Annotated in this window: 18 protein-coding genes; 8 read left to right on the forward strand and 10 right to left on the reverse strand. The window is 39.1% G+C overall.

The features are described 5' to 3' along the window. Window positions 1-29: 29 nt before the first annotated feature. Window positions 30-947 carry a recombination-associated protein RdgC gene (gene rdgC, locus ATS74_RS05935; RefSeq protein WP_058548020.1) on the forward strand — a complete coding sequence of 306 codons (918 nt, stop codon included), beginning with the start codon at window positions 30-32 and terminating at the stop codon, window positions 945-947. A gap of 58 nt (window positions 948-1,005) precedes the next feature. Here rdgC and ATS74_RS05940 read toward each other — a convergent pair whose 3' ends face one another. Continuing rightward, complete coding sequence (locus ATS74_RS05940) at window positions 1,006-1,845, reverse strand: HDOD domain-containing protein (RefSeq protein WP_058548021.1); 840 nt, start codon at window positions 1,843-1,845, stop codon at window positions 1,006-1,008. Window positions 1,846-2,140: 295 nt separating this feature from the next. On the opposite strand from ATS74_RS05940, the gene ATS74_RS05945 reads away from it, so the two are divergent. Next, window positions 2,141-3,841, forward strand: coding sequence for a dipeptidyl-peptidase 3 family protein (locus tag ATS74_RS05945; RefSeq protein WP_058548022.1), 1,701 nt, complete (start codon window positions 2,141-2,143; stop codon window positions 3,839-3,841). A 32-nt stretch (window positions 3,842-3,873) separates the two neighbouring features. On the opposite strand, the gene ATS74_RS05950 is transcribed toward ATS74_RS05945, so the two are convergent. Next, window positions 3,874-4,278: an HIT domain-containing protein gene (locus ATS74_RS05950; RefSeq protein ID WP_058548023.1), complete on the reverse strand. Its 405-nt coding sequence runs from the start codon at window positions 4,276-4,278 to the stop codon at window positions 3,874-3,876. Between the two features lie 112 nt (window positions 4,279-4,390). Here ATS74_RS05950 and ATS74_RS05955 point away from each other — a divergent pair, with 112 nt between their 5' ends. Continuing rightward, the gene (locus ATS74_RS05955; protein WP_058548024.1) at window positions 4,391-6,616 is read left to right on the forward strand and encodes a S9 family peptidase; all 2,226 of its coding nucleotides are present in this window, start codon (window positions 4,391-4,393) and stop codon (window positions 6,614-6,616) included. 143 nt (window positions 6,617-6,759) lie between these two features. Further along, entirely contained in the window at window positions 6,760-8,397 is a 1,638-nt protein-coding gene (locus ATS74_RS05960; RefSeq protein ID WP_058548025.1) for a methyl-accepting chemotaxis protein, read from the forward strand. 58 nt (window positions 8,398-8,455) lie between these two features. Here ATS74_RS05960 and ATS74_RS05965 read toward each other — a convergent pair whose 3' ends face one another. Then, the gene (locus tag ATS74_RS05965) at window positions 8,456-9,991 is read right to left on the reverse strand and encodes a M17 family metallopeptidase (protein WP_058548026.1); all 1,536 of its coding nucleotides are present in this window, start codon (window positions 9,989-9,991) and stop codon (window positions 8,456-8,458) included. A gap of 122 nt (window positions 9,992-10,113) precedes the next feature. Continuing rightward, window positions 10,114-11,166, reverse strand: coding sequence for a DNA polymerase IV (gene dinB / locus ATS74_RS05970; RefSeq protein ID WP_058548027.1), 1,053 nt, complete (start codon window positions 11,164-11,166; stop codon window positions 10,114-10,116). Window positions 11,167-11,564: 398 nt separating this feature from the next. Here dinB and ATS74_RS05975 point away from each other — a divergent pair, with 398 nt between their 5' ends. The 3 genes from ATS74_RS05975 to ATS74_RS05985 all read left to right on the forward strand — a co-directional run bounded on the left by ATS74_RS05975 (window position 11,565) and on the right by ATS74_RS05985 (window position 14,284). Continuing rightward, window positions 11,565-11,999, forward strand: coding sequence for an acyl-CoA thioesterase (locus tag ATS74_RS05975; RefSeq protein WP_058548028.1), 435 nt, complete (start codon window positions 11,565-11,567; stop codon window positions 11,997-11,999). A gap of 211 nt (window positions 12,000-12,210) precedes the next feature. Then, window positions 12,211-13,263: an aldo/keto reductase gene (locus tag ATS74_RS05980; RefSeq protein WP_058548029.1), complete on the forward strand. Its 1,053-nt coding sequence runs from the start codon at window positions 12,211-12,213 to the stop codon at window positions 13,261-13,263. A gap of 130 nt (window positions 13,264-13,393) precedes the next feature. Beyond that, complete coding sequence (locus tag ATS74_RS05985; protein ID WP_058548030.1) at window positions 13,394-14,284, forward strand: hypothetical protein; 891 nt, start codon at window positions 13,394-13,396, stop codon at window positions 14,282-14,284. Here ATS74_RS05985 and ATS74_RS05990 read toward each other — a convergent pair. From ATS74_RS05990 to ATS74_RS06015, 6 genes are read right to left on the reverse strand one after another with little or no spacing between them, the layout of a single operon-like run. Continuing rightward, the gene (locus tag ATS74_RS05990; RefSeq protein WP_058548031.1) at window positions 14,274-14,888 is read right to left on the reverse strand and encodes a fumarylacetoacetate hydrolase family protein; all 615 of its coding nucleotides are present in this window, start codon (window positions 14,886-14,888) and stop codon (window positions 14,274-14,276) included. The two genes, ATS74_RS05985 and ATS74_RS05990, sit on opposite strands and share 11 nt — an antisense overlap. Before the next feature lie 15 nt (window positions 14,889-14,903). Continuing rightward, entirely contained in the window at window positions 14,904-16,874 is a 1,971-nt protein-coding gene (locus ATS74_RS05995; RefSeq protein ID WP_058548032.1) for an ATP-binding response regulator, read from the reverse strand. Window positions 16,875-16,885: 11 nt separating this feature from the next. Continuing rightward, on the reverse strand, window positions 16,886-17,347 hold the full coding sequence (locus ATS74_RS06000) for a response regulator (protein ID WP_058548033.1): 462 nt from the start codon (window positions 17,345-17,347) through the stop codon (window positions 16,886-16,888). Next, the gene (locus ATS74_RS06005; protein WP_058548034.1) at window positions 17,348-18,832 is read right to left on the reverse strand and encodes a sensor histidine kinase; all 1,485 of its coding nucleotides are present in this window, start codon (window positions 18,830-18,832) and stop codon (window positions 17,348-17,350) included. Between the two features lie 43 nt (window positions 18,833-18,875). After that, window positions 18,876-19,085, reverse strand: coding sequence for a histidine kinase (locus ATS74_RS06010; RefSeq protein WP_058548035.1), 210 nt, complete (start codon window positions 19,083-19,085; stop codon window positions 18,876-18,878). Window positions 19,086-19,119: 34 nt separating this feature from the next. After that, on the reverse strand, window positions 19,120-20,460 hold the full coding sequence (locus ATS74_RS06015) for a sigma-54-dependent transcriptional regulator (protein WP_058548036.1): 1,341 nt from the start codon (window positions 20,458-20,460) through the stop codon (window positions 19,120-19,122). A 238-nt stretch (window positions 20,461-20,698) separates the two neighbouring features. Between ATS74_RS06015 and ATS74_RS06020 the strand changes: the two genes are divergently transcribed. Then, window positions 20,699-21,214 carry an NUDIX hydrolase gene (locus ATS74_RS06020; RefSeq protein ID WP_058548037.1) on the forward strand — a complete coding sequence of 172 codons (516 nt, stop codon included), beginning with the start codon at window positions 20,699-20,701 and terminating at the stop codon, window positions 21,212-21,214. Window positions 21,215-21,220 lie beyond the last annotated feature (6 nt).

The following is a 21,220-nucleotide window of genomic DNA, read 5'->3' on the forward strand; positions in this document are numbered from 1 at the left end:
ACAAATTTTTCAAATGGATCAATCCCCCTATGTGGTTTAGTAACCTTATTTGTTACCGCTTTAAGCAAGACGTTTCATATACTCAAGAAGATTTTGACAAAGCATTAGAGCAAGACTTATTTCGTCCGTGTACAGGCCAAGAGCTTGCTACATTTGGCTGGACAAAAGCGTTTGGAAAGCATGGCGAAACGTTATCGCATTTTTCTCAAAAAAGTATTTTAGTGTGTGCAAAACGTGAAGAAAAAGTGTTACCTGCGTCGGTTATAAACGAGCTCGTTGCTGAAAAAATTGATCAAATTGAAGCAGAAGAAAATCGTCCTGTTAAAAAGAAAGAAAAAGACGAATTAAAAGAAAACATCCTTCATACACTGCTTCCTCAGGCATTCAAAAAATCGAGCCTACAATTTGCATTCATTGACCAAGAAAATGGTTGGGTTGTAGTAAATAGTGGCAGCTTTAACAAAGCAGAAGAGCTACTCGCCCTACTTCGTAAGTCACTTGGTACATTACCTGTAGTACCTGCATTTGCTAATTATGACCTTGATGTATTTTTAACAGACTGGCTAACTAACTTTAGTACTCCAGAAGGCTTTGCAATAGGCTCAGACGCTGAACTTGAAGAAGCCGATGACAGCGGCGCACAAGTAAAACTTAAAGGTCATGATCTAGCTTGTGATGAAGTTAAGTCACATTTAGAAAGCGGTAAACGTGTAACTAAGCTTGCCCTTGATTGGCAAGAGCGCCTGAAGTTTATGCTACAAAACGATGGCTCTATTAAACGTTTAAGCTACTCAGAAACTTTAAAAGAAGAAAACGCTGATATTCCTAAAGAAGATATGGCCGTTAAACTCGATGCCGACTTTATTTTAGCGTCAGAAGAAATTAAACAATTGCTTGAAGAGCTAACCGCTGGTTTAGGTGATGCAGACGATTTAGGTAAAGCATAACTAAAACGTAAAAAAGCACGATAAAATCGTGCTTTTTTAATACCAATAAAAAATATGTTTAACTAAACATATCTTTTACATCAGCTAGCATATCGTTGTACTCGTCACTTGAAAATAACTGCATCGATGGAATTACGCCCTTATCTATATAAGTTTGTAATGCGGCTGATTTATCAGAAACCTGTAACGTCCCCTCTAAAATAGCGCCTACACGAATAAAATCTACATAACTTACTTGAGACGGTTTATAAGTGGGATCGGCCCAGCTTTGTGCAACATCAACAAACTCCTTCGGAAACTCCCAAGCAGTCATTATAGAAGAGCCAATTTTACCACTCAACTTTTGAATTGCATGAGCTAAAAAGCTTGGGTTAGCAAAAACCTCGGGGTGGCGCTCTGCTTCAGTTAAAATAGGTAACACGCCAATATTATAGACAAGTGCGGCGAGTGTAATTGAATCGCGATTTAACGACGTGTGCTTTTGATTTTGTAAGTAAAATTCCATAAGTGAAATAGAGTGGCTCGCAACCGTTAATGTTTTTTGCCACGCTTTACCCATGTAACCTTTAATTAGCTCATTGTTTGATACAAACAGTTGCTCCATTGCCATTGCGGTTGCAATATTTTTAATTTGGCGCAAGCCAATACGTGTAACTGCTTGCTGTAAATTAGACACTTTTACCGCACGTCCCATAATTGCACTGTTAGCAACTTTTATCATACGGGCTGAAAGCGCAGGGTCTTGAGCAATAACATCCGACATTTGCATCAAGTTTACATCAGGGTTATCCGCCGCTTGGCGAACCTTAATTGCAACCTCAGGTAGCGTTGGCAGCACGAGCGTATCGTTATTTATTCTATCAACTAGAATCGTTAATAAAGCATTTTCTGTAGACATATAGCTTGCCATCCTTTTTGTTTAGCCTGCAAGCAACTGCAAATTCAGACCGTTAATTTTTGTATTAGTAATATAAATTAGTATTGTCTAACTTACCGATAAAGTTAAGGAAATTATAGAAGTTTATTTTAATTTATGACGCTTTAGCGCATGTGCCTGCCTTACAACGCCAAATACTTGCTATTTACCATTTAGTTTTGCTTTAATGCAATCACAATAAGGAAGCATTTGTATACCTTTGGCTATTAAGCATAGCTATACAAATTATTAAACTTACTTTTTAATAGGCAAGATAATGATCTTAAATAAAATTAGCCAAGCAATTTTGCTCTCAGGTGTTGTTTTTCTTAGTGCATGCTCTGAGCAAGCGCCGTCTTCTACCGACAACACAGCCGTAGACCTAGCCCAAGAAAGTGGTGCTCAATCAGGTCCTGAGCTTATTAATACCGATAAACAACGTTTAGATATTTACACTGACTTTAGCCTAAAGGCTGATCTTTCGCATTTGAGTGATAACCAAAAAGCGATGGTGTCTAAGCTTATTGATGCATCTAAAATTATGGATGAATTATTTTGGAAACAATCTTTTGGTGAAAATAAAGATGCGTTTTTAGCAAAACTGAGTGATGAAAAAGTACGTAAATTTGCTGATATTAACTACGGTCCTTGGGATCGTTTAAATGGTGACGAAGCATTTTTATCAGGCTATAAAGAAAAAGCCCTCGGAGCACAGTTTTACCCTGCAGATATAACTAAAGAAGAGTTAAACAAAGCTGACGTTGAGGATAAAAAAGGCCTTTACTCAGTAATTAAACGTGACGAGCAAGGCAAGCTTTACAGCGTCCCTTATTCAAAAGAATACGCTGATGAGCTTGCAAAAGCAGCAAACCTATTACGTGAAGCAAGTAAACTTGCAGATGATAAAGAATTTGCTAATTACTTAAATCTACGCGCTGACGCACTGCAAAAAGATGATTTCCAGGTGTCTGACTTTGCGTGGATGGATATGAAAAATAATCCAGTAGATGTGGTTATTGGCCCAATAGAAACATACGAAGATCAATTGTTTGGCTACCGCGCAGCTTATGAGTCTTACGTATTAATTAAAGATTTAAAATGGAGCGAGCGCCTTGCTAAGTTTGCAGCCTTTTTACCTGAGCTTCAAAAAGGCTTACCAGTAGATGCGAAGTACAAACAAGAAGTACCTGGTTCGGATGCCGATTTAAATGCTTACGATGTTGTTTACTACGCAGGCCACTCTAATGCAGGCAGTAAAACCATTGCGATTAATTTACCAAACGATGAGCAAGTTCAGCTTGAAAAAGGCACTCGTCGCCTGCAACTTAAAAACGCAATGCGCGCTAAGTTTGATAAAATTTTAGTGCCAATCTCTGAGCAGCTAATTGTGCCAGAGCAACGCAAACACATTACCTTTAACGCATTTTTTGCCAATACTATGTTCCATGAAGTGGCACATGGTTTAGGTATTAAAAACACGCTTACAGGTAAAGGAACCGTTCGCCAATCATTACAAGAACACGCAAGTGCACTTGAAGAAGGTAAAGCCGATATTTTAGGTTTATACATGGTTGAGCAGTTACTCAAAAAAGGCGAAATTACCGAAGGTACACTAGAGGATTACTACACTACGTTTATGGCTGGTATTTTCCGCTCTGTACGTTTTGGCGCATCAAGTGCACATGGTAAAGCCAATATGATCCGCTTTAATTTCTTTGCACAAGAAGGCGCATTTTCTAAAAATGACGAAGGTTTATACCGCGTAAACATGGAAAAAATGGGCGTAGCAATGGCTAAATTATCTCGCCTAATTTTAACTTTACAAGGTGATGGCGATTACGAAAAAGTAGATCAACTAATCGCAACACATGGCGATATTAAAGAAGAGCTTGCTAAAGACCTAGAAAAGCTAAGCCAAGCTAATATCCCTGTAGATGTAACCTTTAAACAAGGTAAAGACGTGCTAAGCCTTAACTAACCCAACACGTAATACGTTACTAGCGTTGTGGTTTATAACTTCAGCGCTTTTTTTAGCTCTGCAATTTGTGGTTCTGTATATGGCACTGCCGGGTGCTTACCCCAAATTGGCGCAGGCCAAGCAGCATCAGTCGTAAAACGTGCAATATGATGAATATGTAATTGCGGTACCACATTACCTAAAGCTGCTACGTTTAGTTTATCAGGGCTAAACACATCCATTAATAACTTACTTAACTTGGCTGACTCTTTTAAATACACAATTTGATCATCCTCAGATAAATCAATAATTTCTTTTAAGTTTGCTTGCCTAGGTACAAGTACAAACCAAGGGTATTGGCTATCGTTCAGCAGTAGCACCTTACATAACGGCCAGTCGGTAAGTTCTATACAATCGCGCTTAAGCTCAGGGGCAAGTTCAAATTTAGGGTTAGTCATTGTAATGTCCTACTTTATCTTCAATAAATGACACTTTATAGCATTTAGTTGCAGTTGCACACGCTTGGCTTTACCATTCAAAGCAATATTTATAATAAGCTAAGGCAACCTTGTGCTAAAAAAAATAAAACACCTCTCACTGGCACTGCCATTAATGGTTGGCGCCGTTAGTGTTCAAGCAAAACCATTATCTCTAGAACGTATTTTTGACGATCCGAGCCTTTCGGGTAAGTCACCGGTACAACTTAAATTTTCACCTGACGGCAGCCGCGTAACTTACTTACAAGGTAAAAACGATGACTACAATCGTTATGATTTGTGGGAATACAACTTAAAAGACAACACCAATCGTGTACTTGTTGATTCTGCTAAGTTATTTTCAGGCCCAGAAAACCTTTCAGATGAAGAAAAAGCACGCCGCGAACGCCAGCGTATTTTTGGTAAAGGTATTTTAGAATATAAATGGTCTAAAGACGGCAAAGCACTTTTATTTCCACTCAATGGTGACTTGTATTATTACGAGCTCGCTTCAGGTAAAAGTAAAAAACTAACAAACACAGAAACGTTTGAAACCGATGCGCGTTTTTCACCTAAAGGTAATTATGTATCGTTTATTCGTGAGCAAAACCTTTACGCTTTAGAGCTTGATTCTGGAAAAGAAATACAGCTAAGTAAAGACGGTGGCGGCGTTATTAAAAACGGCATGGCCGAGTTTGTAGCGCAAGAAGAAATGAGCCGTATGACGGGTTATTGGTGGTCAGGCGATGAGTCTAAAATAGCTTATACACGTGTTGACGAAACCCCTGTAAAAGAAGCAATTCGTAACGAAATTTACGCAGATGAAGTAAAACTATTTAATCAGCGCTACCCGTTTACAGGAACAGATAACGTTAAGATTCAGCTAGGCGTAGTTAAACTTAACGACCAAAAAGTTGATTGGATTGATTTAGGCGAAGATGAAGACATTTACATTGCCCGCGCTAAATGGCTAAAAGACAGCACTACGCTTTCTTATCAGTGGCAAAACCGCTCTCAGCATAATTTAGAGCTTCGCTTTTATAACAGCGAAACTAAAACACAAAAAGTAGCGCTTAGCGAAAATAGCGACACATGGATAAACCTACACTTTGACCTTGAGTTTTTAAAAGACAAAAAGCATTTTATATGGGCATCTGAGCGCGATGGTTTTAAACATCTTTACTTATACCGTACTAACGGCCAACTTGTTCGCCAAATTACCTCTGGCGATTGGGCTGTTGATAGCTTAAAAGGTATTGATGAGAAAAAAGGTATTGTGTACTTTGCAGGACGTAAAGATACACCGCTTGAAAGCCATTTATACAGCGCCCCTTTATTTAAAAAAGGCGATGCAAAGCGTATTACCGAAAAAGGTAAGTACCACAGTGTTGTAATGGCAAAAGATAGTAAAACTTTTATCGATAATAGTTCATCTGATAATACGCCAAACTCAGCCGCTCTTCGTAATGTAAACGGCGACTTTATTACCTGGCTTGAAGAAAACAAGCTCGATAGTAACCACCCGCTTACGCCTTACTTAAGTGATTTAACAACACCAGAATACGGCACAATTAAAGCTCAAGATGGCCAAGTAATGCATTACCGTTTATTTAAGCCAAGTAATGTAAGTGATGGCAAAAAACACCCTGTTATTGTTAATGTTTACGGTGGGCCGCACGCACAAAGAGTTACCAATAGCTGGCGCAGTAAAAATTTGTATTTTCAATATATGGCGCAACAAGGCTACGTTATTTTTCAGCTTGATAACCGAGGTTCTTACAATCGCGGCAAAAAGTTTGAAGATGCTATTTATAAAAACTTAGGCGTAGTAGAAGTCGCCGACCAAATTAAGGGCGTAGAATTTTTACGCTCCCTTGATTACGTAGATCCACAGCGTATTGGTATTTATGGCCACAGCTACGGCGGCTACATGGCATTAATGACAATGTTTAAAGCGGGCGATTACTTTCAAGCAGGCGTATCGGGAGCACCAGTAACAGATTGGGCATTGTACGATACTCACTACACTGAACGTTATTTAGGTAATCCAAACACGAACGCAAAAGGCTACGAAGATAGCGCTGTATTCCCGTACGCAGATGGCTTAAAAGGCCCATTAATGATTTACCACGGTATGGCCGATGACAACGTGTTATTTACCCACGCCACTAAGTTATTTAAACAACTTCAAGATAACGAAAAACAGTTTGAGATGATGACTTACCCGGGCTCTAAACACAGTCTTCGTGGTAAACAAGTGCAAACGCATTTGCATCAAACCATTACTAATTTCTTTAATCGTCATTTTGATGTTAAATAATTAAACCATTTAAAAATAGACCAAAGGCTGATTGAAATATCAGCCTTTTTTTTGTCTTAATAGGTAATTAAGCCTAGATTAAACGCCCTTTTTAGCTACGCTTATTCTATGCGCTAATGCGCACACTTATTGAGGATAAAAGTATGCCTAATTTACGTAGTTTTAGTATATTCCAGCGTTTTTCACTGTTAATAGCCATTGTTGTATTTGGCCTAATAGTACTGAGTATATCTAGCCTAACTCATCAATATAGCTCACTCAAAAACGAGCAATACCTAAAAACACAAAATGTAGTAGAAACCGCATACAGTGTTATTGAACATTACTATGCACTTGAGAAAAACAACACCCTCACGCAAGAGCAAGCTCAAACCCAAGCTCTTGAGGCTGTAAGAGCCCTACGCTACGACAAAACTAATTATTTTTGGATAAACAACTACCAACCTGCAATGGTAATGCACCCTATAAAACCGGCGCTTGAAGGTAAAGACTTAACCAATAACAAAGACCCCGACGGCAAAGCGCTATTTGTAGAAATGGTTAATATTGTAAAACAAAACCGCGAAGGTTTTATTCCTTACAAATGGCCAAAGCCTGGTAAAGAACAACCTGTAGATAAAATAGCGTTTGTAAAAGGGTTTAATCAGTGGCAGTGGATTATTGGTTCAGGTGTTTACCTTGATTCAATTGGCGAAGCATTTAGCGAGCAGCGTAACCTTATACTTTTTAGCGCATTAATAATGATTATTGCAGTTATAATCCTCAGCTACTTTATAGGTAAGAGCATCTTAACCCCTACTCGCCTAGCTGCCGATATGATGAAAGATATTTCCCAAGGCGAAGGTGATTTAACCCGTACGCTAAACGAATCGGGTAATGATGAAATTTCAGAGCTGTCGCGTTCATTTAATTTATTTGTGTTAAAAATGCGAGAGTCGTTGGTTCAAGTATCGCAAAGTGCCGATGATGTAAATAAGCATGCCTATACCGTTGACGACTCTAGCAAAACAAGCCATTCGTTTATCGAGCTACAAAACGACAGCTCCACACAAGTTGCTGCTGCAATGGAGCAAATGACTCACCAAATCCACGACGTAAGTCGTAATGCCGAGGCAGCAGAACAAGCTGCCAATGATGCCGCGTGCAATGCATCAACAGGTAAAAGCGTGGTTGAAAACACCATTACCGCCATAGAAACACTTTCTAGCAATATAGAAACGGTAAGCCAAGTTACTGAAGACTTGGCCAACGAGAGCAATAATATAGGCTCAGTACTTGATGTGATTAGAAGTATATCGGAGCAAACTAATTTACTAGCGCTTAACGCTGCAATAGAAGCAGCTCGAGCCGGTGAGCACGGCAGAGGCTTTGCTGTTGTAGCCGATGAAGTACGCACACTAGCGAGTCGTACAGGGCAAAGTACTGACGAAATTCAAGCTATGATCACTAAATTGCAAGAAGGGGCAAAAGCCGCTGTTGAGGCTGTTAAGTCAAGCCAAGCGCTTTCGGTTTCTACCGTTGAACAGACTTCATCTGCTAATACATCACTTAGTGAAATTGAAAGGCTTGTGTCAATTATTACTGAAATGAACAGCCAAATAGCGCGAGCCACAGAGCAGCAAACACAAGCTGCCGACGAGGTTAATTTACGTATTAACGAGTTATCTCAATCAACCGAGCAATCACTCAATAATACCAAGCAGCTTACCGATGCTAGCGACAATCTTAAACAAAGTAGCCAAGGGCTTTCGAGTGTGGTTAATCGCTTTAAATTAAAATAACTTAAAAAACAAAAGCCCTGAATTATCAGGGCTTTTTTATTGCACGTAAGTTTTTAGCTCACATACAGTAGCGTGCAAATAAGCTTGTTACTGATGCAGCGGTTGGCTTACCGTGCTGCCAATCGCCACCTTCAACACCGCTACCTGCAATATCCATATGTACATAAGGCAGTGGCTGAGCAGAGTCGTTACCGTGTTTATCAAGCCCGCCAACAACAGCTAAAAATGCCATAGGGAACTGATGGCCACGCGCAGTAACTGCAGAAGCCGCATTATTACTTGATAAAACATCATCAGCTAAAGTGCGCGGTTTTATAAAGTCGTAGTCTTCACGACGAGAACGAGAAACCTCTGCGCCATCTGCCCATAAATCACCCAGGTCAGCTATTTGACGAGATGTATTAGCGCTGCGTGCAGGTCCGTTTTCTACATAGGCTCCGTAAGGGCCCATTGCACGCGCCGCATGCCCCGTTAATGTTGCCACCGTAAATAAGGTTGGGTTAACTTCTGTCTTAGCTAAATCTTTCATTTCGCTAAGTAGGTCACCCATTGCTAAGCGCCCTTCTGCATCGGTGTTACCAATGCGAACACGCACGCCTTCACGGCTAGTAATTATTTCATCTGGTACAAAACAATCTGAGCCAATAGAGTTACGCACAACGGCTAAGTAAGAAATAACTTTAACGCCTTTAGGCTGATAATCAGCAACCGCTTTCATAAAGCCTGCAACTGATGCTGCACCGCCTTTATCACGGCTCATACCTGCCATGTAACCGCCTACTTTTAGATCCGCACCGCCTGTGTCGTATACTAAACCTTTACCTACAAACATAAGCGTGCGGGTAACTTCGCCCACAGGCACGTATTCAAGCTTAACAACGCGAGGGTGGTGGCGCTCTACTGCATACGATGCACGTGCAACCGTACTTAGCATTGGATAGTTTTTATCAATTAAGTCTATGTCGTCAACAACATCAACACTTACGTTTGAGCCTTTAAAAAGCTCCACGCAGTAATCTGCAAAACGAGGAGGCGCCATACGCTCTGGTTCAGTACCACATAAATCACGTGCGGCATATTGCCCTGCCGCAATTGCATTTACAGCCTTAACAGTTTCCTCACTTGCGTCAATTAAACCAATTTGAGTAATTGGCTCAATGCCTTCGCCGTGATATTCACGGGCTTCAAGTGGTTGCCATAAAGCTTGGCATGCACCTAAATAAGCAACTTCTAGCGCATTTTGGTAACGTTCATCAGTATGCAAGTTTGGTAAGTAAATAGCAGGGCTGACACTCCCCGACGCTTTCGCTTCATTTATAGCTAGTTTAGCTGCATCAAAATAGCGGCGAACATCGTCGTAATCTCGGTTTAGTGGGCCTGTTGGCGCAAGAATAACGCGTGTATTTTCAATAACTAAAAAGGTAACTTGCTTGCCAATACGAGAGTCTACTTTAGCTTGCGCGTTTATAGCATCGCTTAGTGAATTATTGGCTAACTGAGAAAAGTCATCACTAATAATAATAAGTGCATCGTGAGAAGAAGAATCAAGGCTAGCACTTAGTGTAGGTGCAGCGATTGCTTGAGGATATGCCATAAGTAAAGCTCCTGTTATTAAACATAAGGAGGGTATTATCGTCGATATAAAAATACAAAACCAGCCAGCTGCGATAAGCAAATTTTGCTCTGGCAACTTGGTGTTACAGTAAAAAGTACACGCTAATCGAGAATACTCAATTGTAGATTTAAATTAGGCTCATTTTTTACGCCAACTCCAATTCCTAAAAGGCGTACAGGTTGTTGCATGCCTCGTTGATACGCTTTACTAAACAGCTCAGTAAAAATATCTGTATTTAGTTGATGATGTGCCTGATCGGCACTGGTCACCACAAAATTTGCAAACTTAACTTTTACACTAAGCTTATTAATTTTGTTTTGTAGCTGCTGCTTATTAAGACGAGTAGTCAGCTCCTCTAATAGTTTAGGCAGTTGTTCTAAACATTCCTGTAAACTATTTTTATTGTATTCATAAGTGTGCTCCACACTTAATGATTTACGTATTCTCTGTGTAGATACAGTTCCAACATACTCACCTGCGCATTTTTGATAAAGCGATACACCAAAATTACCTACATGTTGCTGCATCCAATTTACGCCTTTTTCGCGTACGTCTTTACCTGTATACAGCCCTTTCAAATTAAGCTTTTCTAGAGTCACTTTCCCTACTCCAGGAATTTTACCAAGCGGTAGGTTATTTAGAAACCCATCCACTTCATCAGGTAAAACCACGAATTGGCCATTGGGTTTATTTTCATCACTGGCTATTTTGGCAATAAATTTAATGGGCGCCACACCTGCAGAGGCTGTAAGGCCGGTATCGTTATAAATATCGGCTCTAATTTGCTGGGCAATTAACGTTGCACTGCCTTTACATGCTGTGCTGTTTGTTACATCTAGGTAGGCTTCATCAAGCGAAAGAGGTTCTATTAAATCGGTATAGCGTTTAAATACAGCGCGAATTTGACTAGAAATATCTTTGTAAACAGACATACGCCCAGGCACTATTACTAGGTCTGGACATAACTGTTTAGCGTGGTAGTTAGACATAGCAGAGCGTACGCCGTACTCTCTGGCTATATAGTTTGCTGTAGAAAGCACGCCTCGTCGACTATTGCCGCCAATGGCTAAAGGCACATTGGCAAGCTTTGGGTTATCGCGCATTTCGACCGCTGCGTAAAAGCAGTCCATATCGATATGAATAAACTTTTTCATCACCGCAAACAACTGTTTATTTATACAGGCATTATTATGGAATCACTTTTAATTAGCAAGTCCCATTAATTAAAATGGCTGCTTAAAACGCTTAGGTTTTTTAAAACAATGTAGCCAAAAAACAAACTCAAATAAAAACCCTGCTGCCAGTAGTATAATACCACCAGAAGCATTGCCCATTGCGTAGCAAGCAAAAGACGCTATAAAAACTAAACTGGCTAATGCCCAATTAATTATATTTTGCATGTGTGTTCTCGTGTGTTGTGTCTGTGTAATTAAACTGTAGACCTAAAATTTAAATAGGTACAATCATCTTATAAAAAACATAAAATTAATTACCTTGAGCTAAATACACCATATTGATAACCTAACTCATTTAAAACTAAGAGTATAAGTACATGCAAAGGTTCAAAGATAAACACCCTATCCATACTGACATTACAGTAGCTTGGGCTGACATGGATGCACTGCAGCACGTTAACAACGTAGTGTACTTACGTTATTTTGAAATTGCTCGCATCGACTTTTTAAATAAAATAAACCTGTTTGATACAATAAAACCGGGCGGTATTGGTCCGGTAATAAGCGAGAACAATATTCGCTACAAACGCCCTGTTACTTTTCCAGATACTTTAACCGTTGGTATTACTATTTCAGATATAAAAACGGATCGTTTTATGATGAATTATTCAGTATTTAGTCATGCTCAACAAGCCGTTACAACTACAGGGTCTTCTTTAGTTGTAATGTTCGACTTTAAAACAGGGCAAAAAGCCGCTATTTCAGAGCCATTATTATCGGCCTTAATTAGCCACTCTCAAGATCTTACTTAACCTGAACTTTGGTTAAGAGATTTACTAACGTATTAAATCATAGTGATATTTGAATTATTTCTCTAGCCAGAGATTTTCTGTGAAAATAAGGCGAATTTACGCGTCAATAGCTAGCCTATTGCAAGTAAATTCAACGTAGTTAGCACTGAAAATAGCAGCTAGAGATAGATTTATTATCCAGATTTCAGGTTACTTAATTTAAGGATTTTAAATGCAATACAGTCCGTTAGGCAGCAGCGGCGTTGATGTTTCAAGAGTATGCTTAGGTAGCATGACATGGGGTAAACAAAATACCCAAAGTGATGCTGATGAGCAAATAGCTTACGCACTCGAGCAAGGCGTTAACTTTATTGATACCGCCGAAATGTATGCCGTGCCACCTTCTCCTGAAACTTACGGAAAAACCGAAGAAATTATTGGTGATTGGCTTAGCCGAAACACACAAAAACGTGGCGATATTGTACTTGCGACAAAAATAGCGGGTAATGGGTTATCGTGGGTGCGTGATGGCAGCGATATAACCCGCAGCGCAGTAATAGAAGCCGTTGATAACTCACTTAAACGCCTGCAAACCGATTATATAGATTTATACCAATTACATTGGCCTAATCGCTCTACTCCACATTTTGGTAGGCAGTGGCCTGGCAAACTAACCTTTAGCGATGTAAATACTGAGCAACACCAAGCCAGTATGTTGGATATTTTAGAAGGCCTTAACGAGTGTATTAAAGCAGGTAAAATTAAGCATTGTGGTTTGTCAGACGACACACCATGGGGTATTAGCCAGTTTATAAATTTAGCTAAAGAGCATAATTTACCGCGCATGGTGTCTATTCAAAACGAATTTAGCTTAGCGCATGCCAAAGATTGGCCTTATTTAATTGAGCAATGTATACACGAAGATATTGCTTATTTGCCTTGGTCGCCACTTGCGGCAGGCATGTTAACAGGTAAATACTTAAACGGCGCTCGCCCAGAAGGCTCGCGTTGGACTTTCATGCAACGTAATGGCATTTTTAGAGACACAGCCAATGCTCAAAAAGCGACGCAGCAATATGTTGATTTAGCTCATGCTAACAATATAACGCCCGCACAGCTTGCTCTTGCATGGTGTAACCAAGTGGATGGCGTTACCTCATCTATTATTGGCGCTACAAGCATGGCTCAGCTCAAAGAAGATATAGATGCATTTAACATTATACTTAGTAGTGAATTACTTGATGATATAGCGACTATATTTAAAAACTACCCAATGCCTTACTAAAGCACGCTGCTATAAAATAGAAGCGTATTAAAGCAGTATTTTTATACTGCTTTTTTTATAAGAAAATTTGCTGAAAAACTCTCTCTAACTATACTTAGTTCACCGTTAACAAATTAATACTTAATGAGTTATGCTGAAAAAATCGTTTTTATTTATTAGCGTATTTAGCTGTTTGAGTACGTCTACTTGGGCTGAAGAAAAAACCCCAATAAAAGAAATTATCTGGCTGCAAAGTTACACGCCACCTTTTCACATAGCTAAAAACGAAGACGCACCTCAAGGCGGAATTTGTGATAATTTAACCGAGCAATTAATTAATGAGATTGATGATGTAAAACACACTCGATTAATTGTTCCTCAGGAGCGAATTAATAAGTACTTAAACGAGGGGCAAAATATTTGTTTTCCGTGTGTTATCCATAAAAAAGTAAATAATCACTTATTTAACTACTCTACACCTACAACGGTTTACCCGCCGTTTAATATTATTACCACTAAGGAGTTAGCACCAGAGCTTAGTAATAAACACGGCTCGCCTATAAAGTTAATAAATCTACTTGCAGATCCGTCTTATGTTTATGGACAGGCAGCCGCAAGAAAGTACACAGATAAAATAAATACTATTATTGAAAATACCACAGCCCATCATAAAGCATCTTTAAGTTGGAGTAGCGAGAACGAAAGCCAAGCGGTTATATCACGCTTGAGCCATGGTTTTTTAGATTACTCTATCGACTACCCATTTATGAGTGATTACTTTATTAAGCACAGTAAATTTAAAAACATAGTGAGTTTAGCAATAGAAGAAGATAACCGGGAGTATGTATTAGGTGCAGTGGGATGTGCAGCTAACGCACCTAATAATTTTGCAAAACAAGCAATTAGCAAAATAAATAAGGCACTAAAAAACAAAGTCCTCAATAGTGAAAAGTACCAGCAAAGCCAACAGTTTTGGCTTAAACAGAGCTTTCCTGAGTTTAACTCTCACTTTAAGCAACAAGTGCTTCCTATTACTGAGTAACCCACTGCTGAGTTAGCAAGCACTTCTCATTTGAGTAAAGACTAACCGTAAATGTATTACCACGCTTAACCTCCCCTACTCCCGATGGCGTACCGGTCATAATAATATCGCCATCTTCTAGGCTCATAAATTCGCTTATCTCTGTAAGTATTTGCTCTGGCTTGTGCAACATAAAGTGAGTATCACCTTGCTGAGTTACTTTATCGTTAATTTTAAGCTCAAAAGTAAAGTGCTGCGCTGCATCACTAAGATCAACAAAGTCAGTTAAAATTACAGAGCTATCAAATGCTTTTGCACGCTCCCATGGCAGCCCTTTATTTTTTAACTTACTTTGTACTGTACGCTTAGTTAAATCAAGACCTAGCCCTACGCCTGCAATTTTCTTATTTTTAATAACAAAGCAAAGCTCGGTTTCATAATGAAGAGTATCGTTATTATGAGTAGATGAAAGAGTGCCTGTAATTGCACTATTTGGTTTGTTAAACAACACCATTTGATCAGGAGTTTCGTTGTTTAATTCTGCAATGTGTGCGGTATAGTTACGCCCAACACATACCACTTTTGAAGGAGTTAATTGTTCAGATACTAACTTTACTGACTGCATATAATAACATCTCAATTATGAGCTGATTAGTGTTTCTAACAAGCTCAAGTTAATAGGTTTTAGTAAAACGCGATCTATATTTAAATCTTTGATCTGTTTAGGATCTGGCTCTGCACCACTTACAATAACAAGCCTTAACTCAGGATAACGATCATTAATTTGCTGCCCTAAATCAACACCTCGGCCATCGGGTAAGTGCATATCAAGCAATACTTTGTTGAATTGTTGGTCATGATTGAGAATTTGCAAACATTGTGCGCAACTTGAGGCAATTACGGTTTCAACCCCTAAGCTTTCTAGTAATAGTTGTGTGATTTGTGCAGCATCATGGTCATCTTCAACAAGTAAAAAGCGCTGTTTTTTTACTGTTAGCACTTTATTTGATGCAATATTTTTAGCCTGTGGCGCACACTCAGGAGCAATTAAATAATCCTGTAAGCATTGATATAACGCGCTGCTATCTACGGGTTTTGGTATTACATCGTTAAAACCAAGCGCCGCAAGTTCTTCATGAATGCCCTTCATAGTAGCCGCTGTAAGCGCAATAATAGGCCCTTTGTAGCCCATTTTTCTAAGTTCGATTGTGGCTTCTTTACCACCCATTATTGGCATATGAATATCAATAAAAATAATATCGTATGGGGCTTTATAGGCCTCAGCTATACGTACTTTTTCAAGCGCTTGCTGGCCATGCTCTGCGTAATCTACACGTGCACCACAGGTGCTTATCATATGACCCACAAGCATGCGTAAATCACGTAAATCATCAACAACTAACACACGGCCATGTACTTTACAGGGCGCAGATTTACTTTGTAATTGCGGCGCACTAGTAAAGTTAAGTGTTTGGCGCTCTACCTCACTAATATCCCCCGGATAAACCGAAATAGTAAAAGTAGAGCCTTTGCCTATTTCTGAATGTAAATCTATTCGCCCGTGCATTCTGTTTAGTAGTTCAGCACAAATAGCTAAACCTAAACCTGCGCCCCCAACAGAGCGAGATTCAACATCGGCTATTTGTTCAAAAGGTTTGAAAATAAGTTCTTGTTTTTCTGGTGCTATGCCCATGCCTGAGTCTTTAATGCTAAAAAATAGCATTTCGGTATCATCAACCCATTGAGTCCAAGCTTTTACAACAATTTCGCCTTTATCGGTAAATTTAACCGCGTTATTAATTAAGTTAATGAGTATTTGGCGCACACGCGTCGCATCAAGCTTGGCAACTAACGGGAGAGGCTCTTGGGATTCAAAGCGTAAAGTAAGGCCTTTATCAAGCACCGATACCCGCATTAGTGTGTACACATCTGCAAGCATGCTGTCTAAATTTACTTCGCTTAAAGTAAGCTCTAGCTTGTCGGCAGCTATTTTTGATAAATCGAGTACGTCGTTTAATAAACTTAATAAGTGTTTACCATTTCGATAAATAACACCTAATTCGTTTTCGGCTTGGTGGCTAAAGTCACTTTGAAGTAATAGTTCGGTGTAACCTAAAATTGAAGAAAGCGGAGTACGTAATTCATGGCTCAAATGTGCTAAAAATCTATCTTTTGAGCGGTTTTCAGCTTCCGCTTTTAAACGCTCAACTCGCTCACCTTCTACATCTTTACGCGCTAAAGCATAACGTATAGCACGCGCAAATCGGCTCGAGCTCATTTCTGTTTTTATTAAGTAATCAACGGCGCCCGCATCAAGCGCAGCTGAGTCTAACTCATCGTTAGATTGTCCCGTTAACATAATAATAGGGCCGCTAAAGCCGTTGGCTATCGCTTTTTTTAAAACGCTTAGGCCGTTAGATGCACCTAAGCGATAGTCGAGCAAACAAATATCGTGCTCATTTTTACTTAGCTTTTCAATTGCTTGCTCTGGAGAGCTTATCCATTCTACATTAAACGTATGTGAATCTAATTGTTGTAAATAGTCGCAGGTGAGTATGTAATCATCTTCATCGTCTTCTACTAGCAGCAGCTTAGTCACTTTATCTAACATAGAATCTCCCTTTAATCGTTAAATGTTGATGGTAGCTCTACAAACTCTACCCAGTACTTTCCTAATGTTTTCATCAAATCAACTAAGCCATCAAACGTTACAGGCTTAGTGATATAAGATGCAGCACCTAAGTTGTAACCTTTAACCATGTCTTCTTCTTGCTTAGACGTCGTTAAAATTACAACAGGAATGCCTTTTAAGTTAGGGTTAGCTTTGATAGCTTCAAGCGCTTCTCTGCCGTCCATTCTTGGCATATTTAAATCAAGTAAAATTAGCCCCGGACGTGGAGACAATAACTTATCTTCAAACTTACCACGGCGCTCTAAGTACTCTAATAGCTCCACGCCGTCTTCTACAAAATGAAGTTCGTTTAAAACGCGGCTCTCTGCAAGCGCATCTTGTGTTAACAAGCGATCATCTTCATCATCGTCTGCCATTAATATGGTGATTGGTTTTACTTTTGAATACGGCATTTACGCCTCTCCTTGCAAAGTGAAAAGCGATGCTTCCACTGGTAATTTTATAGTAAAGGTTGCACCTTCACCCTCTATGCTTTGAGCGTGTATAACACCACCATGACGCTCAACTATACGCCTACATACCGAAAGCCCTATCCCTGTGCCTTTATACTCAGAGCGCCCATGGAGACGCTGAAATGGTACAAATATTTTATCTGCATATTCTTGCGAGAAGCCTATGCCATTATCTTTAATTGTTACTACCTGCCATTGAGCATCAACATTTAGCTCTTCACTAAACTCATTTACATCTTCATATGTAATATCTATACGAGGTGTTGTGCCTGCCTTTCTAAATTTAACTGCGTTAGAAAGTAAGTTTAAAAACAACTGTTGCATCTGGCTTTTATCGGCCTGAATTACAGGTAGTTTATCAACATTTACTTGCGCGTTACTTTCATTAATCGCAATTTCTAAATCACTTAAAATATCTGCAACCACATCGTTTAAGTCAGTATCGTCAAAGTCTTTGCCGCGTGTTGTTACACGAGAAAACTCAAGCAAATCGTTAATAAGGTTAGACATACGCTGTGCTGCATTTTTCATTCGCCCAATGTAGTCTATACCTTTTTCACCTAGCTCATCTTTAAACATAGTTTCTAGGCGGTCACTAAATGCCTGAATTTTACGAAGCGGCTCTTGCAAGTCGTGACTCGCTACAAACGCAAACTCTTCAAGCTCTCGGTTAGAGCGACTTAGCTCGTCAGAATACAAAGTAAGCTCTTGAGTACGCTCTGAAACTTTACTCGCTAAAGTTTCGTTTTGTTTTTCAAGATCGGCGCGATATTGCGCAGCATTTCTTAAATTAAGTCGGGTCATTACAAACATACCAATGATAAGTAAAGCACTGGTAATAGCGGTAATAACAAACGTAATTTTTGCCTCGTTTTTAATTTTAGCAAGCTTAGAAAAATGGCTAACTTTAAAAAGTAATTCGCGGTCTTGAATATCATTTACTTTAGCGCGAATTTGCTTATACAGTTTACGCCCTTTATGAGTATTTAATACATAAAGTGCACGTCTTTCTTTATCGTTAGTTGCAAGCTTTACGGTTTGTTTTAACTCAGCAATTTTAGCTTCGGTGAGTAATAATAGCTCAGCTATACGCTCAGCTTGACCGTCAATTTCAGAGTGTAATGATTTAACATGATCAGTTTGCGCTTGGAGCTGGTTAACCGCATCATAATAAGGTACTAAATAATCATCTTCTTCTGTTAATAAGTACCCTCGCTGGCCCGACTCAGCTTGTACAATAGACAAATGCAATTGCTCAATAGCAGTTGTAAGCATATTAGTATTATCTAAGCTTTTTTGCGTTTGAGTTAAACCTTGTATGGTATTAAGTGCTAAAAATGCATTACCAACAATAATACTTAGCACTACAACAATAAACGCTGCCCAGGTTACATTAGCCTTGCCTTGCTGTTTTTGCTTGATCATTTAACGTTAGCTTCCCACATTATAAAACTGGTTAATATTATCATTATTGAGAGTCAGAAATTTTTTGTAAACTGTTACTGCAGTCTTGGCAGTTAGCAATAATTTTATCAAGTGCTTCAAGCGCTTTTTGCTTTGGCATATCGTTTTCAAGCACGAGTTTAATAAGCTCTGCGTTCATTGATATACGGTTAAGCGGTGCTCTTGCATCGTGCACTAATTTGTTTAATGGCTCTGTTTGCTTTTCTGATGTCATGCTTTTCCTTAAACCTACTAACTAAAATTTAGGGTTATTTATATTCTCCAATACCGCCATAGGCGTTTAAACGGTTATAAAGTGTTTTAGTACTTATTCCTAGCATTTGCGCAGCAAGGGTTTTATTACCTTGTACCTTATCAAGCGTTGCATGAATCAGTTCCTTTTCAACCTCTTCAATAGTTTGCCCTGCCGATACTTGCTTATCTTCTGTTTGCGTATTCACGCGTGAAAAAGGCGACTCTAAATTAGCCGGCAAAGTAATCTCGCTTGTTTGCGGATCGCTCATTATAAAAGCGCGGTGTATGGCATGGCGAAGCTCGCGCACATTACCAGGCCACTCATAACTTTGCAGCTCTTTTAACTGCGCAGCAGTCCAGCTAAATGAAGTGCCATTTTCATCATTTAATTGCTCTAAAAAGGCTTTAGCTAAAAGAGGAACGTCTTCTTTGCGCTCTCGCAGTGGCGGAATATCTATAGGGAATACAGCAAGCCTAAAGTAAATATCTTCGCGTATTACATTATTTTGTGCCAAATCAGTAAGTGTGCGGTTGGTCGCTGATATAACACGACAATTTGTAGGTATTTCTCGGTTACCGCCTACACGTGTTACTTTTTTAGTCTCAAGTACGCGTAATAAATTAGGCTGCATATCAATAGGCATTTCGGTCACTTCATCTAAAAATAAAGTACCATTGTTTGATTGCTCAAATACGCCTTCTTTGCGTGCAATTGCACCCGTAAATGCGCCTTTTTCATGGCCAAACAGTTCACTACCAATTAGCTCTTTAGAAAGTGCACCACAGTTACTTGCAACTAAAGGGCCTTCGCATTGGCTAGCATTATGAATAGCCTGTGCAACCACTTCTTTACCTGCGCCACTTTCGCCCATAAGCATTACATTAGCGTTAGTTTTAGCTACACGTTCAATCATGTTGTAAAGCTGTTGCATTGGCTCAGACTCGCCAATTAAGCCACCAAAGTGACATGTAATACCACTTTGCTTTGCTTTTTTAGGTGCTTTTTTAGGACCATTTAATACAAGTTCTAAGTCTTCGCGTTGTAATGGTTTTAATAAATGGCCAATATTGGGCTCACACATATCAGCTAAAATACCTTTTACTGATGGGTGCCCAGATATAAGTGTAATTTTTGGATCTTGGCCAATCATTTTTAAATGATCTAGTAAGTGCAAGCCACTGCCATCAGGCAGCATAAAATCAAGTAGTACATGATCAAAGGTATTATTTTCAAACCACTGATGTGCTTCTTTTAAACTCGTTGCAGTATTAATATTGTGGCCGAGGAATTCGACTATGTGGCAAACGACGTCACTAAACTCTATATCGTCATCAACTAAAAGTATGTTCAACATGATAAATCCCTATGCTTTTTTATTATTCTACGCACCCTAACCATTAATTTAAAGGGTAACGCGAATTTGCTTTCATCAAATTTTTAACTTAGTAATTCAACGATTTATTATACCAACTTAAGATTTACGCTGGCTGAAAAAAAACGATCACATTTAATTTAAAAAAAATAATTAAAATCGTTTGTATTTATATAATTATAGCAACTGTTATCATTAAGCTACAAAAAAAGGAGACGAAATGCAGCAATTAAAAACCTTGGTTCATTCTGGTATTAACATTAACCAAGGTACCTCATTTACCCGTTTAACAGCACGTGCCATTGTTATTCAAAATAATAAAATATTACTTATGTATACAGCACGCTATGAAGATTACAGCTTGCCCGGGGGTGGCGTTGATGAAGGTGAAAGTATTGAACAAGGCTTGATAAGAGAGCTTAATGAAGAAACCGGAGCACAAAACATACAGGTTATTAAACCTTTTGGCTTATACGAAGAATATCGCCCTTGGTATAAAGACGACTTTGATATTATTCATATAAAATCGTACTGCTATGTATGCAGTATTGCCGACGAACTTGGTAAAGCCCAACTAGAGCATTATGAGCAACAAAATGGCATGAGCACTAAATGGGTTGATATTAACGAAGCCATTGCCCATAACGAGCGCACACTTGCTAATAGCGAAAAACAAGGACTTTCTATATTAAGAGAAACTTTTTTACTTAAGCGTATAGCTTGCGATCTACTCTAGCTTTTA

It is taken from the genome of Pseudoalteromonas sp. H103 (assembly GCF_001469205.1).
In the GTDB taxonomy this organism is placed as follows: Bacteria; Pseudomonadota; Gammaproteobacteria; order Enterobacterales; family Alteromonadaceae; genus Pseudoalteromonas; species Pseudoalteromonas carrageenovora.

Excerpts from the sequence above, each read along its gene's own strand:
- rdgC (WP_058548020.1), top strand. The coding sequence starts at position 30 with ATGTGGTTTAGTAACCTTATTTGTTACCGCTTTAAGCAAGACGTTTCA.
- ATS74_RS05940 (WP_058548021.1), bottom strand. The coding sequence starts at position 1,845 with ATGTCTACAGAAAATGCTTTATTAACGATTCTAGTTGATAGAATAAAT.
- ATS74_RS05945 (WP_058548022.1), top strand. The coding sequence starts at position 2,141 with ATGATCTTAAATAAAATTAGCCAAGCAATTTTGCTCTCAGGTGTTGTT.
- ATS74_RS05950 (WP_058548023.1), bottom strand. The coding sequence starts at position 4,278 with ATGACTAACCCTAAATTTGAACTTGCCCCTGAGCTTAAGCGCGATTGT.
- ATS74_RS05960 (WP_058548025.1), top strand. The coding sequence starts at position 6,760 with ATGCCTAATTTACGTAGTTTTAGTATATTCCAGCGTTTTTCACTGTTA.
- ATS74_RS05965 (WP_058548026.1), bottom strand. The coding sequence starts at position 9,991 with ATGGCATATCCTCAAGCAATCGCTGCACCTACACTAAGTGCTAGCCTT.
- dinB (WP_058548027.1), bottom strand. The coding sequence starts at position 11,166 with ATGAAAAAGTTTATTCATATCGATATGGACTGCTTTTACGCAGCGGTC.
- ATS74_RS05975 (WP_058548028.1), top strand. The coding sequence starts at position 11,565 with ATGCAAAGGTTCAAAGATAAACACCCTATCCATACTGACATTACAGTA.
- ATS74_RS05980 (WP_058548029.1), top strand. The coding sequence starts at position 12,211 with ATGCAATACAGTCCGTTAGGCAGCAGCGGCGTTGATGTTTCAAGAGTA.
- ATS74_RS05985 (WP_058548030.1), top strand. The coding sequence starts at position 13,394 with ATGCTGAAAAAATCGTTTTTATTTATTAGCGTATTTAGCTGTTTGAGT.
- ATS74_RS05990 (WP_058548031.1), bottom strand. The coding sequence starts at position 14,888 with ATGCAGTCAGTAAAGTTAGTATCTGAACAATTAACTCCTTCAAAAGTG.
- ATS74_RS05995 (WP_058548032.1), bottom strand. The coding sequence starts at position 16,874 with ATGTTAGATAAAGTGACTAAGCTGCTGCTAGTAGAAGACGATGAAGAT.
- ATS74_RS06000 (WP_058548033.1), bottom strand. The coding sequence starts at position 17,347 with ATGCCGTATTCAAAAGTAAAACCAATCACCATATTAATGGCAGACGAT.
- ATS74_RS06005 (WP_058548034.1), bottom strand. The coding sequence starts at position 18,832 with ATGATCAAGCAAAAACAGCAAGGCAAGGCTAATGTAACCTGGGCAGCG.
- ATS74_RS06010 (WP_058548035.1), bottom strand. The coding sequence starts at position 19,085 with ATGACATCAGAAAAGCAAACAGAGCCATTAAACAAATTAGTGCACGAT.
- ATS74_RS06015 (WP_058548036.1), bottom strand. The coding sequence starts at position 20,460 with ATGTTGAACATACTTTTAGTTGATGACGATATAGAGTTTAGTGACGTC.
- ATS74_RS06020 (WP_058548037.1), top strand. The coding sequence starts at position 20,699 with ATGCAGCAATTAAAAACCTTGGTTCATTCTGGTATTAACATTAACCAA.